Below are 16,476 nucleotides of genomic sequence, written 5' to 3'. Positions count from 1 at the left end.
TCTCAACTCAGTGGTGCGGTGACCGCCGGTACGACGTGGCGGACGCTCCAGTCGAAGCTTCCCTCGCACACCACCGCGCCGTTCCGGCCGGTGACGGTTGCCGTGGTGGAGAACCGGACCCACGCCGCGCCGGCGAAGATCTCCGCGAGCGCGCGGCGGGCCGTCTCGTCCAGCGAGCAGGTGGCGACCAGGCGGCCTCGCGCGGGTGCCCGGAAGCGCAGGGCCGCGGCGCCGCCCAGCGGTACGACGCCGTCGAGCGCCGCCTTGCTCGGGCCGGCGCCGATGATCGCCGCCAGCCCGGCCGCGTCGATCATGGTGATCAGACCGCTGGAGTGCAGCGAGCCGAAGACGTTGGTCATCTGCGGGCGTACGTCCACCGCGACCACCCCGACGCCGTCGGCGGCCTGCAAAACCTCCAGACCGACCATCTGATGCGCCGGGATCGGACCGAGCAGTGAGCGGGCCAGGCCGGTCAGGTCCATCCACTCAGGCTGCCGGTCGCCGGTGAACGGCGACTGTCGGCGGACTGACCGGCAGGCGACGGTTCACAGTGCGGCCGCGACGGCCGCGCCGACGAAGATCACCTGCAACGCGGTGCGCAGCGGCAGCGGTGTCACCGGCCGCCCGCCGAGGTTGAGCGACCGGCGGGCCGCGGACACGTTCGCCGGGAACATCGCCAGCATGAGCAGCGCGAGTCCGGCCGCCGCGAACGGTGCCAGCCGCGGGATCAGCAGTCCGGCCGCGCCCGCCAGCTCGAGTACGCCGGTGAGCGTGACCAGCAGGTCCGGGCGGGGCAGACCGGGCGGCACCATCGCGATGAGCTCGCGCCGGTAGGACGGCGGATAGAAGTGCACCACACCGGTGACCACGAACATCAGCGCCAAGCCGCCACGCAGCGCCGGCTGCCAGGCGTCCAGCGCGTCGACACCGGCCACGCCGAGCAGCCGCAGAACCACGAACCCGCCGACCAGAGCGATCAAGGGAGCCATTCTCATCACCTTTCCAGTGGAAAGTTTCCACTGGAAAGATAGCGCGCCGGCTTGGATTTTGCCAATGGCAAGATAGGGTGGGCCGCGGAGGTGAGGAAGATCGAGCAGCCCGGCTATCACCATGGGAACCTGCGACGCGTCATGCTCGACGCCGCCTTGCAGGCCATCGAGGAGTCCGGCCCCACCGGCTGGAGCCTGCGCGAGCTGGCCCGCCGCGCCGGGGTCTCACACACCGCGCCGGCCCACCACTTCGGCGACAAGACCGGCCTGCTCACCGCGGTGGCCGCCGAGGGCTTCGACCTGTTCGCCGGCGCGCTGACCGCGGCCGGCGACGACTTCCTCGAGGTCGGCATCGCGTACGTGCGCTTCGCGGTGAACCACCGGGCGCACTTCCGGGTGATGTTCCGCCCGGAGCTCTACCGGCCCGACGACCCGGCCGTCGCCCCGGCCCGCGAACGCGCCCGGCAGATCCTGGTCACCGGCAGCCGGCAGCTCTCCCCCGACCCCGCCCGCGACCGCACGGCCACCGTCGCCGCCTGGTCGATGGCGCACGGTTTCGCCAGCCTGTGGCTCGGTGGTGCCCTGTCGGACGCCGCCGAGACCGACCCGGAAACCGTCGCCCGCGAGATCATCGAGCTGGCCTTCGGCCACCTTCGCTGAAGCCGCTTCAGGCGTGAACCACCCGGTTGCGACCGGCGTGTTTGGCGGCGTACAGGCGGCGGTCGGCCTCGGCGAGCAGGTCCGCCTGGTCCGCGGCCGCGTACGGATCGGTGCTCACCGACCCGATGCTGACCGTGACCGGCAGGTCTCCGGTGATCGGCTGCCAGCGGTGCCCGGCCACCCGCAGACGGATCGTGTCCAGCAGAGGTCCCGCCTGATCGGCACTGGCACCGGGCACGACCAGCAGGAACTCCTCGCCACCCATCCGGGCCGCGAACCCGCCCGTCCCGGCGGCGAACGCCGACACCACTTCGGCCACCGCGATCAGCACCCGGTCGCCGGTGTCGTGCGACAACGTGTCGTTGATCCGTTTGAAGTGGTCCAGGTCGAGCAGCGACACGGTGACCGGCCGGCCCGCGGCGGCCGCGTCGGCGAGCGCGTCCGGCAGCCGTTCGTCGACGAACCGGCGGTTGTAGAGGCCGGTGAGCGGGTCGCGGCGGGCCTGCTCCCGGTAGCGTTCGGCGTCCCGGCGTGCCTCGGCGGTCTCGAACATCGCCTGCCGGGCCCGCGCCTTCGCCTCCTGCTGCGCGGACCGCAGCTGCTCGCTGGCCGCGTGGAAGCGCTTGTACTCGGCGAATGCGGCCGGGAAGTCGCCGGCGGCGGCGTGCAGCTCGGCCTGCTCGGCCATCACGCGTACGCCGACGCTTGTCAGCTGGTGCTCGGTGCACACCTGGCGGCAGCGGTCGAGGCTGTGCTGTGCCCGGTCGAGCGCGCCCGCGTGCCGCTGGGCGGCGGTGAGGGTGAGAGCGGCGTCGGCCAGGTCGTGTGCCTCGTACCAGTTCGGCGCGTCGTCCAGGTCGTGCAGGATCGCCTCGGCCTCGGCGTACCGTCCGGCGCTGATGTGGATGTTGGCGACCGTGTCGCGTTCCACGATCAGCAGGTCGCGGCCGATGGCCGCGGCCGCGCGGTACATCCGGTCGACGGCGGCCAGCGCGGTGCCGGCCTTGCCGGCTTCCAGTTCGGTGTACGCGAGATTGTTCAGCACCAGCAGCTGCCGGGTCAGGTCGCCGATCTCCACGGCGATGCGTTCGGCCTGCCGGTAGCGTTCCCGGGCCTGGTCGGTGGAGCCGTTCTCGGCGAGCGAGTTGGCCAGCCGGATCAGGTGGATGATGCGCAGCCCGGGCGGCGCCTTCTCGTCGAGCAGCTCGACCGCGCCCAGCGCGTGCTCCAGGCTGGCCGCGTGATCGCCGAGGTAGTGGCAGGTCAGCGCCAGGTGGAAGTGGCTGCGGGCGAGCAGCGGCCGGCAGTCGTGCCGTTGCGCCCACTCGTACGTGGTGAGGAAGACGCGGACCGCGTGGTCGACGTCGCCCTCCCGGCGGCGCATGTCGGCCTGCACGAGCCGGGCCCGGTGCCCCAGCACCACGTCGCCGAGCCGGTCCGCCGCCTCCGCCGCGGCGCAGGCACGGGCCAGGATGGCCGCCACGTCATGACCCTCATGGTTCTCCAGGTCGTCGAGTTCGGCGGCAACATCCACGGCCGACGTATCGGCACCGGGCGCCGGAACTGAAGAAAGAAAACCCTCAGGCCCGGTCCGGGCCCGCCGATGACTGGCGACCGAATAGCAACCGGCACGCTACGGAGGACGCATGAGGCGTACGAGAAATGTTGTGCGGACCGCTGTGGCGGCGGCCCTGGTCGGCAGCACCGCGCTGGCCGTACCGGCGCAGGCGGCCGAACGCTTCGGCGGCGGGTGGCTGACCACCGCGACCGCCGGCACGGCGGGCACGACGCTCAAGGACGTACGCACGATCATCGGCGCGGACACCGGTGCGGCGGCACGACTGACCGGTACCGGGGTCGGCGTCGCCCTGCTCGACACCGGCGTGGCCCCGGTCGCCGGGCTGCCGGCGGCGCGGATCGTCAACGGGCCGGACCTGTCGTTCGAGTCGCAGGCGGACAACCTGCGCTACCTCGACTCGTACGGCCACGGCACCCACATGGCCGGCATCATCGTCGGCAACGACACGGCCAGTGGCGCCAAGGGCATCGCCACCGGCGCCCAGCTCACCTCGATCAAGCTCGGTACGGCCAACGGCGCCGTCGACGTCTCGCAGGTGATCGCCGGCATCGACTGGGTGGTCGAGCACCGCAACGACGACCCGAACAACCCAATCCGGGTGCTGAACCTGTCCTACGGCAGCGGCGGCAACCCGGCCGCGGCGACCGACCCGCTCCAGTACGCGGTCGAACGCGCCTGGAAGGCCGGCATCGTGGTGGTCGCGGCGGCCGGCAACGAGGGCAACGCCGAGGCTCGGCTGACCAACCCGGCCACCGACCCGTACGTCGTCTCGGTCGGCGCGGCGTCGACCAAGGGCACCGTCGCGACCGGCGACGACGACCTGGCGGCGTTCACCAACAGCGGGACCACCGGCAAGGCCATCGACGTGCTGGCACCGGGCGAGTCGATCCTGTCGCTGCGGGACCCGGGATCGAGCATCGACGACGCGTACCCGTCGGCGCGCAGCGGCACCACGCTGTTCCGCGGCAGCGGCACCTCGCAGGCCGCCGCGGTCACCTCGGCGGCCGTCGCCCTGCTGCTCGAGGCGAAGCCGTCGCTCACCCCGGACCAGGTCAAGAACCTGCTGAAGCGGGGCACCGCGCTGACCGCCGGCAAGGCCGGCACGCTGCGGCTCAAGCAGATCAACGTGAACACCGCGCTGGGTCTGAGCCCGGCCGCCGACAGCGCGCAGAAGCACCCGCTGTCCAGCGGCGCCGGCGAGATCGACGACGCCCGCGGCGCGAGCCGGGTGGTGAGCAACAGTGTCGCGCTGACCGGCGAGTTCAGCGTCTTCGGGCCGTTCCACAGCGCCAACTGGGCGGCCATGACGGCGGTCGGGCAGGCCTGGATCGGCGGCAACTGGATGGGCACCACGATCGCCGGCAACGGCTGGACCGGCACCTCGTTCGCCTCGAAGACGTGGGCGTCCGCGGTGTGGCCGGTCATTCCGTGGGGCGGCAGCCGCACCTGGACCGACCCGAGCTGGAGCGGCCGCGCCTGGTCCGGCCGCGCCTGGTCGGCCGACGAGTGGACCGGCGCCCGCTACACCTCCACCGACGGCTGGAGCACCAGCCGCTGGGGCTGAACCCCGCATGACTCGCGCCCGGCACTTTCAGTGCCGGGCGCGTCCCGTTTCCAGAGCGACAACCGCTTCGGTACGGCTGTGCACCCCCAGCCGCGCGAAGGCGTTCTCCAGGTGCTTGCGTACGGTGTGCGGCGAGACGCCCAGCCGGCGGCTGATCGCCTGGTTGGTCAGGCCGTGCCGGACCAGCGCGAGGATCTCCCCCTCGCGCCGGGTCAGCGACGGCCCGGGGTCGACGATGCGCCGGATCGCGGCGTCCAGGTGCGGGCGCAGCAGGGTCAGCACCAGGCGGTCGTGCTCGTCGAACGGCCGGCCCGGGCCACGGTCGAGCAGCAGCACGTTGGTCTGCCCCGGCGGGTGGCTGAGTTTGACGCCGATCTCGTGCTCCAGGCCGCAGGGCCGGAAGTACTCGGTGTAGAGCCCGGTCCGGCGCCAGGCCGCCCCGTCCATCACGTCCGTGATCGCAAGCACCGGCACCCGCTCGCCGGGGCCGTGGCACAGCGGGTGATCGAGGTAGTGCGCCCAGAACACGTCGTCGAGGCTGGCGTCCAGCTCGGCGGCCTCCGCCGGCATCGTCACACCGTCGAGCACCCGCTGGCCCGCGATATCGAGCCGGGACCACGAGACCACGTCACACGAGATCGACGCCGCCACGACGGCCAGCACCTCGGCGATGGTCAGCGGCGACCCGTCCGGGGACAGCAGCCGGCGCAACGCCGTCACGTCGAGATCGATGCCCATCGCACGACGCTACGACAAACGTCGTATGGCTCCTGTCGCCCGCCGGACGGCAGCGTGAAGAGATGCAACCAACCGACAGACTCGAAGAACTCGACGACCGCTGGCAGGCGCGTCCCAGCCTGAACGTCGCCCGCGGCGGGCTGATCGCGGCGACCGCCGGCACCACCTACGCGTTCGGCGGATTCACCACGGCGTTCGGCGCCGAACTGGACTCGGTCGAGCGGCTCGACCCGGCGAGCGGCCGGTGGCGGCTCGTGACGCCGATGCCCACGGCACGCGGCAACTCGGCCACGGCGGCCGTACGCCGCGACATCTTTGTGCTGGGCGGCTTCGTCCGGGGCAAGACCGTGGACACGGTCGAGGTCCTCGACACCGCGTCGGGCGCCTGGCGTACCGGGCGGCCGCTGCCGGGTGCGCGGGGTGGCGCGGGCGCGGCAGCGATCGGCGACCGGATCTATGTGGTCGGCGGCTTCGACGCCGACGACGTGGCCACCGCGGCGGTCTCCATGTACGACGTGTCGCAGGACCGGTGGCACAGCCTGCGGCCGATGCCGACCCGGCGCGGCCTGCTCAAGGTGGTCGAGCTCGACGGTGACCTGTACGCGATCGGCGGCGCCGACGACGCCCAAGTCTTCCAGTCCGCCGTCGAACGCTACGACCCGGCGAGGGACACCTGGCGGACCGTGGCACCGCTGTCCTCCGGACGCGGGAACCCGGCCGTCGCCGCCGGTGACCGGCACATCTTCGTCGTCGGTGGCGCCAGTGCGGACGGCCCGCTGCGCACCACCGAACGGTACGACCCACGAGCCGACCGCTGGCGTACGCTGCGCCCGCTGCTCGCCGCAGGCCGCGCCTCGTTCTCCGCGGATCTGGTGCGCGGCTCGCTCGTCGCGTTCGGCGGTTTCGAGATCACCGGCGGCCCGCCCACCGCCAGTGCCCGGGTCGAGGCCCTGCGCGTCAGCGACTAGAAACCTTCGTGGTCAGGGTCTTGTCCGGCCCAACGTGGGTGCTGTCTGGTGGCCGTTGAGACAGCAGTGAGCGTGGGCCAAGCTAGTTCTGGTCCTCCGCCTCGGCCAGGTATTCCAGCAGCTCCGGGCCGGCCGCCAGCCCGACGCGCTCGACCTCCTCACCGGTGCAGGTCAGCAGCGCCACCGTCACCGTGGCCGGCCCGCGCGCGATCACCCGCCAGGTGCCGCCGCTGTCGGACCAGCGCTGCAGGACACTGACGGGTTCCGGGGTCGCCATGCCTCCATCATCGACCGATGATGGGGCATGCGTGAGCGTGGGGTGCTCGTCTCGCTGGTGATCTCCTCCAGCCTGCTGCCGGTCGCCCTCGGCGTGGCGGTCAACGTGGCCACCGGCGGCACGCTGCCCGGGCCGCTCAGCCCGCTGACCGCGCTGGCCTGGCCGGTGGTCGGCGTTCTCACGATCACCACCGCCGCGCTGGCCGTCGTCCAGTCCCGGCCGGTACCCCGCGAACCCGGGACCCGCCCGGCGCCGGCCGATCTTCCGCTGCCGGCGGCCGGCCTGGCCGGCCGCGACGACGAGCTCAGCCGGCTACGCGTGCTGGTCGCCGGCGGGGTACGCGCGATCGCCATCACCGGCCAGGCCGGAGTGGGCAAGTCCGCCCTCGCGCTGCGGCTGGCCGCGGACGTCGGCGGCCGTTTCCCGGACGGGCACCTGTTCACCGACTTCGGCGCCGGCCGGACCACCGCCGACCTGCTCGCCTGGTTCCTCACCGGCCTCGGCGAACCGGTCAACGCGGCCCTCACCGAGGACCAGCTGCTGCGCCAGTACCGCGCGGCGCTCGCCGGCCGCCGCGTCCTGGTGCTGCTCGACGACGCCCCGGGCACCGAAGCTGTCCGCCCGCTGCTGCCGACCGCGCCGGAGTGCCTCGCGATCGTCGCCAGCCGCCGCCCGCTCGCCGGGTTGGACGAGGCCGTCCACTTCCCGGTGCCGGCCCTGACCGCCGGCGCGGCCGTGAACCTGCTCGCCGCGATCGTCGGCGCCGAGCGCGTGTCCCGGGACCCGGCCGGAGCGGAGGCGCTGGTCCAGGCCTGCGGCTCGCTGCCGCTGGCGGTCCGCATCGCCGGCGCGCGCCTCGCCCACCGGCCCGGATGGTCCATCACCCACCTGGCCGAGCGTCTCGCCGACGAGCGGTCCCGCCTCGACGAGCTGCGGGCCGGAGACCTGGCGGTCCGCAGCAGCTTCCAGGAGACGTACGACGACCTCCCGGAAGCCGACCGCCAGGCGTTCCGCCGCCTCGGCATCGTCCCCGCCGCCACGACCGGCTCCCCCGGCAGATCCTTCGGCGTCGCCACCGCCGCTGCCGCCCTCGGCGCGCCCGGCCGGGATGCGGAGGCCGCGCTGGAACGGCTCGTCGACTCCGGTCTGCTGGAGTCCTCCGGCCCGGGCCGCTACCGCATGCACGACCTGCTCCGGCTGTTCGCCACCGAGTGCATGACCGCCGGCGAGCGTGCCGACACTCTGGACCGCCTGATCGACCACTACGTCACCCTGGTGGATGACGACGAACTGGCCGGTGAACGCGACGCCCTGCTCGCGCTGCTGGACCGGGCCGTGGACGACGGCCGGCGCGAATCGGCGTGGCGGCTCTGGAAAGCCACGCGCCGGTCCGCCACGCTGCACGCCGACTACCGGTTCCGGGTGGCCGCGGCCGGCCGTGCGGTCCGCGCCGCGGATGATCCGCGCCGGCACACCGACGCGTTGTGGGAGCTCGGCCGGGCCACCGACCTGGTCGGCGGCGCCGTGCAGGCCCACGCGATGCTGTCCGAGGCGCTCGATCGCTGGGCGGGCGAGGACGCCGACCGGTATCTGCTGCTCTGCCACCTCGCCAGCGCGTCCGACCACCTGGGACGGCTCGACGAGGCGGCCGAGCACGCGAGCGCGGCCCGCGCCGGGTTCGCCGGACTCGGCGATGTCGAGGGTGAGGCGCACGCGCTGACCAAACTGGGCAGCATCGCGCTGCGCACCGGTCGTGCACCCGAGGCGGTGTCGCTGGCCGAACAGGCGGTCGCGTTGCGACGGCCCAGGCGCGACGAGCCGGACTCCGAACTGGCCTGGTCGCTGCTCGAACTCGGCACCGCCCTGCTGGACACCGGCTCACCGGAAGCGGCCGGTGCCGCGTTCGAGGAAGCTCTCGCCCACCAGCGCGCTCACCGGAACACCCGCGGCGAAGGCCGGACACTGCGCGCTCTGGGCTGGCTCGCCGATGTGAACGGCCGCCCGGCCGACGCCCTCGCCCACTACGAGGAGGCGGTACGCGTGCTCGCCACCATGGGGCCGACGGTCGACTACGGGCTGGCTCACGAGTCCGTCGGCGACAGCCGGCTCACCCTCGGCGATCCCGAGGGCGCCGAGGACGCGTACCGCAAGGCCGTCGACATCTTCGTCACCGTCGCCAATCCCGTACGTCTCGGGATCGGCCTGCTCAAGCAGGCCGCAGCGCAGGTCGAGCTCGGCCGGCTTCGCGCGGCCGGGGAGGCCGAGCAGCGGGCCGCCGGCATCCTCGCTGGCGTCGACATCGCCGAGGTACGCGCGGCGCGTGACCGCCTCGCCGCCGCCCGGCGCTCACGGCCGGCCTCAGCGTAGCCTCGCCGCCTGAGCCACTGGGCCGGTCCGCTCGGCGACGGTGTCGTCCAGGCGGGTTCCGCGCGTCTCCGCCGCGTACCCGGCCACCACCAGCGCGGCCAGCAGGAACGCCGCGGCGAACGCGGACAGCGCCGCCGGCAGGGAAATGGCCAGCAGTGCGCCGCCGGCCAGCGGCGCGGCCACCGCGCCGATCCGGGCGAAGCCGCTCGCGGCGCCGAGCCCGGAGGCACGCAGCTGCGTCGGGTAACGCTCCGGGGTGTACGCGTACAGCGCGGCCCAGGCGCCCAGGGTGAAGAAGTTCATCAGTCCCGCCGCGACGAACACGAGCGCCGTGGAGTCGGCGATCGCCCAGGTGAAGGTCGCGAGCGCCGCGGCACCCAGGTAACCGGCCAGCACCGGCTTGCGGCCGGCCCGCTCCACCAGCCACGCCGCCGACAGGTATCCGGGCAGCTGCGCCAGCGCCAGGAAGAAGACGTACTGGTAGCTGCGCAGGAAGCCGTACTCGCCGGCGAAGATCTGCGGCAGCCAGGAGAAGATCCCGTAGTAACCGAACCCGATCAGCAGCCACACCGCCCACAGCAGAACCGTCGTGCGGCCGAGCGCGCCCCGCAGCAGTTCCGCGGGCGACGTGGCGCCCTTCCCGGACGGCAGCGTCAGGCGCTGCTCGACCGGCGGCGCGCCGTTGACCCGCGCCACCTCGTTGACCAGCTTCCGCGCCCCCTCGGCGTCGCCTCTGCTGAGCAGGTAGCGGGCCGATTCCGGCACCCGCATCCGGGCCCAGAGCACTAGCAGCGCGGCCGCCGCCGAGCTGGCCAGCAGCCACCGCCAGCCCAGCGTCGGCATGATCAGCAGCGCGAGCCCGGCCGCGGCGACCGTGCCGGCCGCCCACCAGCTTTCCAGCAGCACCAGCCAGCGTCCCCGGTCCCGGGTCGGCAGATACTCGGTGAACAGGGCGAAGTCCAGCGGCAGCGCCCCGCCGAGCCCGAACCCGGTCAACGCCCGCAGCACCGCCAGCCACACCGGGCCGGGCGCGAACGCGGACGCCACCCCGAACACCGCGAAGATCGCGATGGTGAGCTGGAACCCGAGCCGCCGCCCCACCCGGTCCGCCATGATCCCCCAGAACCAGGCCCCCACCAGCATGCCCGCGAAGGTGGAGGTCACCACGACGCCGGCCTGGCCCGGGCTGAGCCCGAACTCCTCGGTGACCCCCGGCAGCGCGAACGACAGCAGCAGGATCTCCGCCGCGTCCGCCGCCCAGGTCACCCCGCAGATCAGGAAGAGCTTCCGCTGGAACGCGCCGAACCCGACCCGGTCGATGGCGTCCTGGATGTGTACGTCCCCGCTCACGCCCGCCGTTTACCCCGTGGCCGGCCGTTGACGCACGGCGCCGTGACTCAGCGCAGCTTGTGCAGCCGGATGGTGGTGCCGGCCGGGCTCGAGTGGATCCGCATCAGGTCGCACAGCTCGTTCGCCAGGACCAGTCCGTAACCACGGTGGCGGATGTGTGGCGGGCCGATGCGGCCGGCGAGCGGATCGGTCAGATGGCCGGTGTCCTGAAGCTGGCAGACGACCAGGCCCGGCTCGGTCCAGACGGTGACCCGGCCGAAGCCCCAGGTGTGATCGACCGTGTTGGCGGCCACCTCGCTCGCGGCCAGCACCAGCTCCTCCGCGCGTTCCCCGGGCAGGTGTGCCGTGGCCAGCCGCCGCACGAAGCACCGGACGGCGGCGAGCGAATCGTCGTACACCAGTGATTCCGCGTCCGGTTGGGGCGGCGGCAGCGGCCGGTTGAAGGTCGCGGCCGTCACCGCCGGGTCGGCGTACCGGTCGCTGTCACGCAGAGCGCCGTCCTCGATCATCGTGGGATGGGTGGACCAGGCGTCCGCGATCACCGAGGGGTCGAGTCGCACTACGTCGTACGGGCACAGGATGGCGGCGTCCCGGCCGGCGAAGGCCGCGTTGATCAGCGCCTCGTGTGCGGCGCAGGCCGGGTACTCCAGCTCGGTGCGGTCCGGCCAGATCGGCTCGCCGACGATGGAGACCCGGCGGTCCGGATGGTCGTCGGCGAACCGGAGCAGCACACCGGGGATGATCCGGCCCGGGTTGCGGCCGGCCACCGCCATGTCGGCGAAGCTCACGCGGTCGCTGACGTCGATCAGAGCGCCGCGCAACAGGTCCAGATTCGTCCCGGGTACAGCGACCAGGACCGGATCGCCGCCGGTCACGGCGGAACGGACGAAGTCGGCGACGGCCGCGACGTATTCCGCGCTGCCGCGATACAGCAGGCCCGGGTGGTGGAAGCCGGTGGCGTGGACGCTCATTGGACGACTCTCTCTACGCACACTCGGCGGTACTCGGTCATGCGGTGTCCGCAGGCGGTTCGGCGCCATGGAACTCGATGAGCCGGTCGAGGGCCGGCGACCGGCCGACGAGCCGGATCCGGCCCGCGGCGCGGTCCGGCGCCTGCAACAGGACCCGGGCCGCTGCCGTGTCGACGAAGGTCAGGCCGGAGACGTCGACGGCCGCCCTCGGGTACTCATCCGGCAGGATCTCGAGCAGATGATCGATCACGGCGCGGAGCACCGATTCGTTGAGCAGGTCGGCCTCGCCCTCCAGGCGCAAACCGAAAGGCTGCCACGTGTGCCGGACACGCAACGCGCGGGCCGGATCGAACGGCCTGCCGGTCCGCACGGTGCCCGGGTGGGACCGGGCGAGGGTACGCAGGCTCGCCGTGGTGAAGGCGCGGCGGTCGTACGCGCAGACGCCCAGTACGTAGCCCTCGGCGAAGATCTTGTTGATCTCGGTCTCGTAGTCGAGCAGCCGCTCGATACCCGGCACCAGCCGGCTCGCCCACGACATGTCCGCGACGATCCGCAGGCCCCGGTAGCCCGCGTCACGCGCGGCGCCGATCTCCCGATGGAGGAAGGACAACGTCGCCTGTGGATCGAAGACGCCGGCGGTCAGATAGGACGACTCGATCGGCGGGACCCGCAGATCGCCGGACGCCAGCGCCCGGCCGGTGGGCAACCCTCGTTGCGCGAAGGCGGCCAGGACGTCCGCGGTGTCGTCGCCGCAGTAGACGACCCGGTGTCCCTCCCGGAAGCCGGTCTCGGCCACCTCGGTCAGCGAGTCCAGCCGTACGGCTTCGTCGCCGGTGGTCCAGCAGACGTGATCTCCCGGAATGAGCCGGTCGAGTAGCGTCAACCTGGCCACATCCTCTCCATACGAGCCACGGTGACGACCGCCAACCTACGCGCGAAACTCACCGATACCGGCACCACGATCGGGTGAAACGTGGCGCACGAGCGGGGCCGTCAGAACCGTCGCCACTCCGGCCGTGGCTATGGCCAGCAGTGGGGAGGTCAACTCGGCGACCGCGCCGAGGACCAGCGGGCCGAGGCCCTGCAGCGCCATCAGCCCGGTCGAGAGCAGGGCGAACAGCTGACCCGTACGCCCCTCGGGCGCGGCCTCCAGAAACCTTCGCTGCAAACCCAGGCCGTAGGCGAAGCCGGTGCCCGACAGGACCAGCAGGCCGACGATCACCGGCAGCGGAGGGCCGGCGAGCAGCCCGATCAGCGGCGCGCCGAGCAGGACGACGAACGCGCCCGCGTACCGCTCCCGCAGGGAGGGGCGGACGAACCGGCCGACCACGAAGTTGCCGGCGAACATGCCGACCGCCGGTGCGGCCATCAGCATCGCACCGGCGCCGGCCGGGAATCCGCGGCGCGCGCCGTACGCGACCAACAGCGCTTCCGCGCCCGCCACGAACGCGGATGGCAGCCATTGCGCGAGCAGCAGCCGGCGGATGACACGGTCCCGGAGCAGGGCGAGCGCCCCGGACCAGCTGTCCCGTACGGCTCCACCGCGTTCCGGCGCCGGCGCCTCGCCCGGCGGCAGACCCCACCGGATCACCACGGCGGCGACGACATGGCAGCCGGCGGCGAAGAGCAGTGCCTGGCGGGGCCCGATCGCGGCAACGGCTACGCCGCCGCCGGCGAGGCCGAGCAGTTGCGCGGCGGAGGAGGACATGCTCGACACCGAGCGACCGAGGACGTACGCGTCCCCGGTCAGCCGTTCGGCGATGACCCGAGCCGCCGACCCGGTGAAGACCGGGGTCCAGCAGGCGAGCACCGCGACCAGGCCGAGGCTGATCGGTACGGGCAGGACGAACAACCCGAGTACGGCGGCGAGCACCGCCTCGAGGGCGTACCCGACGGTGATGAGCGGCCGGGGCCGGAGCCGGTCGGTCAGCGAGCCGAGCAGCAGACCGCCGACGAACTGCGGCAGGAACCCGGCACCGAACGCGAGCGCGCTCAGCAGGGGTGAGCCGGTGCCCGCGTACACCAGCACGGACAACGCGAAGATCTGCAGCGAGTTGGCGCCGATCGCGAGCGTCCGCGCGAGGAACAGCGCGCGGAAGACGGGTTCGGCGAACACCTCACGGTACGAGGCGGGCCGGTCGGTGACGGACATGGGTGGAGCGTGCCGGGAGGTCCGCCGTCGTACGAATGTTTCGTTCCCTGGCGTAAGGTCGACGGGTGATCCGGTTCGAGGTCGGCGCCGAAGACCTGCTGCGCACCCGGTTCGCGCTGTCACCGGTCTTCGAGCTGCAACACCTGATCCGCGGACTGTCCGGGCCGCACCGCCACGGCGTACCGGAAAGGTGGCTGGCCCGGCTGCGGCCGCGCTTCGCGGCGCTGCGCGATGACCCCGCCCTGGCCGCGGTTCTCACGCTGCGGCTGCCACGGTCCGGGGCGACCCTGCTGTGCCCGCCGCCGCAGCGGCTCGGCCAGACCATCGAGGACGACCTGGCGGCGCTGCGTGCCACGCCACCGGCCGTCGCCCGCGCCGAGATCGACTTCTATCTGCAGCGGCGCCCGGACGCCACCGAGCCGGCCCGGTCGGTGCTGACCTCGGCGGACGTCCTAAACCGGCTGGCCGACTTCCTGGCCGCGGCGTGGACCGCGCTGATGGCCGACGACTGGCCGCGACTGCGTCTGCTCTGCGAGCGCGACGTCGTGCACCGCTCCGGCGAGCTGGGCCGTTCCGGTTGGGCCGCGGCCCTGGCCGGGCTGCACCCGAAGGTCCGCTGGCGCGACGGTGGCATCGACCTGCACAACCGCTCGGGCGGGTCGATCCGGCTCGGCGGCGCGGGTCTTCTGCTGGTGCCGTCGGTGTTCGTCTGGCCGTCGTACGCCGTCTTCGCCGACGAGCCGTGGCCGAAGGCCGTCGTCTACCCGGCGCGGGGTGTGGCCACGCTGCTGGAGCACGGCCCGCCCGAGGCGCCGGAACACCTGTCGGCGCTGCTCGGCCGGTCCCGGGCGCTGCTGCTGGCCACCCTCGCCGACCCGGCCAGCACCAGTCAGCTGGCGCGGGCGTACGGGATGGCGACCGGCGCGGTCGGCGACCACCTGGCGGTGCTGCACCGGGCCGGGCTGGTCAGCCGGGCCCGTTCCGGCCGGTCGGTGCTCTATCAGCGCACTCCACTCGGCGACGCGCTGGTCCGTTGAGACTCAGCCCCGGCCCCGCCAGAGGGTCTTGGAGACGCCGCCGAAGTTGGCGCTCAGTGTCCCCGTGAACGCGGTCGACACCACCCGGGCCGAGCGGACGGTCTTCCCCTTTCGCTCCTCCGGGCATGGGAGGCCGACCGTCGGCCCGACCGTCGTGCCGGAGATACCGGTGCCGGCGCCGGTGATCCGGAATCCCGAAGGCGCCGCGGTCGTGTCGCGGACGACGACCGCGTTCAGGAAGTCCCGCGCGAAGACCCGGTCGTGGAGCACCGTGAACGGACGGTTGCCGGCCCGGCCGCAGACCACCGAGTAGGTGTCCTTGGTCAACGTGTCGTAGGTGAAGGTGATCCGGCCCGTGCGTGCCCGCAGAGCCGCATCGTCCCAGCCGAAGCTCCGCTGCACGTCGAGCTTGCCGACGAAGCCGGTCTTGGTGGCCGGGTCGAACTTGACCGTCGCGGCTGCCGGGGTGGCGAATAGAGCGCCACCGGCCACAGCGGCCCCGGCGAGGACGAGGGTGAATCGCATGACTCCGTGTCTCCTTTCACCGATCAACGCCGCGACAGGACCCGGTGGAATCCGCCACCGGGTCCTGCGCACAGGTCCGAACGCGGGCGCCCCGCTCAGGCGGCGTCGGAAAGGGTGAAGGTCACCTTGGACTTCGCGGACCCGGTGACCACGGTGTCGCACATCAGCTCATCCGGCGGAATACACGTGATCTGGCTGTCACGTACCCACGGGTGATCCCAGTAGATCTCCACGTCGCCGAACCTGGACCGGTAGACGACGGTGGCCTCGGTGCCGCCCTCGTCCTCGGCCGACATCGAGCCGAAGCGGGCCGTCTTGAAGCTCTTGATGGCGGTCGGCGGTTCGGTGGTCCACCTTCCCTCGGCGACATCGGATTCCATCAGGTTGAGTCGCACACTGCTGTCGTTCCGCACGGTGGCGAGAACGGAGCGGTCGCCCGGGACGGCGTTCGCGACGCCCGGAAGGACGGCGGCGAAGGCGGCGCTCGCCAGTACGGCGGCGCTCGCGGTCCGCGCCAGCGACGCGCGAGCAAGGGGCAGGTTCATGGCATCTTCTCCAGATCGTGGGATTCGGCCTCTGAATCGGAGCGCGCAGAGTCACCCGGAAGGCCGCTTCGCCGAGTATCACGCATGTCGCTCATACCGTCCGGCAGACTGAAAAAATGCTGCGACACCGCGACCATTACGCCCAGGTCGATGTTTTCCGATTTACCGATCCAGCGTTCCGGCCCGCACCGAATGGTCTGATCGACGCAGCAGCGAGCGCCGCCCTCCGGCCGGCCTGGCACACCTGCTCAGCGCCCGGGCGTCGCGGACTCTCACCCTAGCGGAGAACATATTTGCAATTGTCGGCGCCCATCGGGAAGCGTCTTTGTCTAGCAACTCTGCGCCTGGGCGTAAAAGACCGCTTGGATCATTGCGCAGATGGGCCGGTTCAGCCAGACATGAGCAGGCCGCCGCCAGGAGGAATGCTCGGTTTGCGAGAACGGATTGGCTGCCGGGAGATTGAACGGTTGGTGCAGGACGAGGATCGTCTGCACGATCGCGGTGGCGCGGCGTGGGCAACAGCGCAGCAGCCTTCTGCTGGCACGACAGCGCCGGCCGGGAGTGGCACCGTTTGAACGGCTACACACGCTGCCGCAGGCCGCGCCCGTCCCTGCTCTCAGCACAGGGACAGGCGCGGCCAGGAACAGAGCCCTAATCAATTCGAGAATGGCTCAGCGCTATGCCAGGTACTGGTTCCAATAGAACTGGTAATCCACAGAGCCGCCCGTGGGACAGCTGAAGCCCGTACGCACCC

General features: G+C 72.3%; 16 protein-coding genes. 5 read left to right on the top strand and 11 right to left on the bottom strand.

The features are described from left to right. Nucleotides 1-2: 2 nt before the first annotated feature. A complete protein-coding gene (locus tag I4J89_RS24080) occupies nucleotides 3-482 on the bottom strand; it encodes a hypothetical protein (protein WP_196416307.1) in 480 nt (159 codons plus the stop codon). Between the two features lie 63 nt (nucleotides 483-545). Beyond that, nucleotides 546-989, bottom strand: coding sequence for a DoxX family protein (locus I4J89_RS24075; RefSeq protein WP_196416306.1), 444 nt, complete (start codon nucleotides 987-989; stop codon nucleotides 546-548). Between the two features lie 141 nt (nucleotides 990-1,130). On the opposite strand from I4J89_RS24075, the gene I4J89_RS24070 reads away from it, so the two are divergent. Then, the gene (locus I4J89_RS24070) at nucleotides 1,131-1,649 is read left to right on the top strand and encodes a TetR/AcrR family transcriptional regulator (RefSeq protein WP_196416410.1); all 519 of its coding nucleotides are present in this window, start codon (nucleotides 1,131-1,133) and stop codon (nucleotides 1,647-1,649) included. Between the two features lie 7 nt (nucleotides 1,650-1,656). Here the strand turns inward: I4J89_RS24070 and I4J89_RS24065 are convergent, their stop codons facing one another. Then, nucleotides 1,657-3,183, bottom strand: coding sequence for a GGDEF domain-containing protein (locus tag I4J89_RS24065; RefSeq protein ID WP_196416305.1), 1,527 nt, complete (start codon nucleotides 3,181-3,183; stop codon nucleotides 1,657-1,659). A gap of 112 nt (nucleotides 3,184-3,295) precedes the next feature. On the opposite strand from I4J89_RS24065, the gene I4J89_RS24060 reads away from it, so the two are divergent. Next, complete coding sequence (locus I4J89_RS24060; RefSeq protein ID WP_196416304.1) at nucleotides 3,296-4,792, top strand: S8 family serine peptidase; 1,497 nt, start codon at nucleotides 3,296-3,298, stop codon at nucleotides 4,790-4,792. Between the two features lie 27 nt (nucleotides 4,793-4,819). Here I4J89_RS24060 and I4J89_RS24055 read toward each other — a convergent pair whose 3' ends face one another. Beyond that, the gene (locus I4J89_RS24055; RefSeq protein WP_196416303.1) at nucleotides 4,820-5,530 is read right to left on the bottom strand and encodes a response regulator transcription factor; all 711 of its coding nucleotides are present in this window, start codon (nucleotides 5,528-5,530) and stop codon (nucleotides 4,820-4,822) included. Nucleotides 5,531-5,592: 62 nt separating this feature from the next. Here I4J89_RS24055 and I4J89_RS24050 point away from each other — a divergent pair, with 62 nt between their 5' ends. Continuing rightward, nucleotides 5,593-6,498: a Kelch repeat-containing protein gene (locus tag I4J89_RS24050; RefSeq protein ID WP_196416302.1), complete on the top strand. Its 906-nt coding sequence runs from the start codon at nucleotides 5,593-5,595 to the stop codon at nucleotides 6,496-6,498. An 82-nt stretch (nucleotides 6,499-6,580) separates the two neighbouring features. Here I4J89_RS24050 and I4J89_RS24045 read toward each other — a convergent pair whose 3' ends face one another. Next, a complete protein-coding gene (locus I4J89_RS24045) occupies nucleotides 6,581-6,775 on the bottom strand; it encodes a hypothetical protein (RefSeq protein WP_196416301.1) in 195 nt (64 codons plus the stop codon). 27 nt (nucleotides 6,776-6,802) lie between these two features. Here I4J89_RS24045 and I4J89_RS24040 point away from each other — a divergent pair, with 27 nt between their 5' ends. Beyond that, complete coding sequence (locus I4J89_RS24040; RefSeq protein WP_196416300.1) at nucleotides 6,803-9,142, top strand: ATP-binding protein; 2,340 nt, start codon at nucleotides 6,803-6,805, stop codon at nucleotides 9,140-9,142. Here the strand turns inward: I4J89_RS24040 and I4J89_RS24035 are convergent. Genes I4J89_RS24035 through I4J89_RS24020 form a run of 4 tightly spaced genes read right to left on the bottom strand, consistent with a single transcriptional unit; the run spans nucleotide 9,134 to nucleotide 13,615 of the window. Further along, on the bottom strand, nucleotides 9,134-10,492 hold the full coding sequence (locus I4J89_RS24035) for an MFS transporter (protein ID WP_196416299.1): 1,359 nt from the start codon (nucleotides 10,490-10,492) through the stop codon (nucleotides 9,134-9,136). The two genes, I4J89_RS24040 and I4J89_RS24035, sit on opposite strands and share 9 nt — an antisense overlap. 47 nt (nucleotides 10,493-10,539) lie before the next feature. Then, complete coding sequence (locus I4J89_RS24030) at nucleotides 10,540-11,463, bottom strand: anti-sigma factor RsbA family regulatory protein (protein ID WP_196416298.1); 924 nt, start codon at nucleotides 11,461-11,463, stop codon at nucleotides 10,540-10,542. 37 nt (nucleotides 11,464-11,500) lie between these two features. Then, nucleotides 11,501-12,355: an MEDS and STAS domain-containing protein gene (locus I4J89_RS24025; RefSeq protein WP_196416297.1), complete on the bottom strand. Its 855-nt coding sequence runs from the start codon at nucleotides 12,353-12,355 to the stop codon at nucleotides 11,501-11,503. 36 nt (nucleotides 12,356-12,391) lie between these two features. After that, nucleotides 12,392-13,615: an MFS transporter gene (locus tag I4J89_RS24020; protein ID WP_196416296.1), complete on the bottom strand. Its 1,224-nt coding sequence runs from the start codon at nucleotides 13,613-13,615 to the stop codon at nucleotides 12,392-12,394. 65 nt (nucleotides 13,616-13,680) lie between these two features. Here I4J89_RS24020 and I4J89_RS24015 point away from each other — a divergent pair, with 65 nt between their 5' ends. Beyond that, nucleotides 13,681-14,652, top strand: a complete 972-nt coding sequence (locus I4J89_RS24015; RefSeq protein ID WP_196416295.1) for an ArsR/SmtB family transcription factor — start codon at nucleotides 13,681-13,683, stop codon at nucleotides 14,650-14,652. Between the two features lie 3 nt (nucleotides 14,653-14,655). On the opposite strand, the gene I4J89_RS24010 is transcribed toward I4J89_RS24015, so the two are convergent. Then, nucleotides 14,656-15,177, bottom strand: coding sequence for a hypothetical protein (locus I4J89_RS24010; protein WP_196416294.1), 522 nt, complete (start codon nucleotides 15,175-15,177; stop codon nucleotides 14,656-14,658). 95 nt (nucleotides 15,178-15,272) lie between these two features. Next, a complete protein-coding gene (locus I4J89_RS24005; RefSeq protein ID WP_196416293.1) occupies nucleotides 15,273-15,722 on the bottom strand; it encodes a hypothetical protein in 450 nt (149 codons plus the stop codon). Nucleotides 15,723-16,476: the final 754 nt, after the last annotated feature.

This window comes from Actinoplanes aureus, assembly GCF_015704865.1.
GTDB lineage: Bacteria > Actinomycetota > Actinomycetes > Mycobacteriales > Micromonosporaceae > Actinoplanes > Actinoplanes aureus.
The sequence above is the reverse complement of the archived record's forward strand: the minus strand, read 5'-3'. Positions and strand labels throughout refer to the sequence as shown.

What these genes read in the sequence shown, in the direction of transcription:
- I4J89_RS24080 (WP_196416307.1), bottom strand. Translation starts at nt 482, where the DNA reads ATGGACCTGACCGGCCTGGCCCGCTCACTGCTCGGTCCGATCCCGGCG.
- I4J89_RS24075 (WP_196416306.1), bottom strand. Translation starts at nt 989, where the DNA reads ATGGCTCCCTTGATCGCTCTGGTCGGCGGGTTCGTGGTTCTGCGGCTG.
- I4J89_RS24070 (WP_196416410.1), top strand. Translation starts at nt 1,131, where the DNA reads ATGCTCGACGCCGCCTTGCAGGCCATCGAGGAGTCCGGCCCCACCGGC.
- I4J89_RS24060 (WP_196416304.1), top strand. Translation starts at nt 3,296, where the DNA reads ATGAGGCGTACGAGAAATGTTGTGCGGACCGCTGTGGCGGCGGCCCTG.
- I4J89_RS24055 (WP_196416303.1), bottom strand. Translation starts at nt 5,530, where the DNA reads ATGGGCATCGATCTCGACGTGACGGCGTTGCGCCGGCTGCTGTCCCCG.
- I4J89_RS24050 (WP_196416302.1), top strand. Translation starts at nt 5,593, where the DNA reads ATGCAACCAACCGACAGACTCGAAGAACTCGACGACCGCTGGCAGGCG.
- I4J89_RS24045 (WP_196416301.1), bottom strand. Translation starts at nt 6,775, where the DNA reads ATGGCGACCCCGGAACCCGTCAGTGTCCTGCAGCGCTGGTCCGACAGC.
- I4J89_RS24040 (WP_196416300.1), top strand. Translation starts at nt 6,803, where the DNA reads ATGCGTGAGCGTGGGGTGCTCGTCTCGCTGGTGATCTCCTCCAGCCTG.
- I4J89_RS24030 (WP_196416298.1), bottom strand. Translation starts at nt 11,463, where the DNA reads ATGAGCGTCCACGCCACCGGCTTCCACCACCCGGGCCTGCTGTATCGC.
- I4J89_RS24020 (WP_196416296.1), bottom strand. Translation starts at nt 13,615, where the DNA reads ATGTCCGTCACCGACCGGCCCGCCTCGTACCGTGAGGTGTTCGCCGAA.
- I4J89_RS24010 (WP_196416294.1), bottom strand. Translation starts at nt 15,177, where the DNA reads ATGCGATTCACCCTCGTCCTCGCCGGGGCCGCTGTGGCCGGTGGCGCT.
- I4J89_RS24005 (WP_196416293.1), bottom strand. Translation starts at nt 15,722, where the DNA reads ATGAACCTGCCCCTTGCTCGCGCGTCGCTGGCGCGGACCGCGAGCGCC.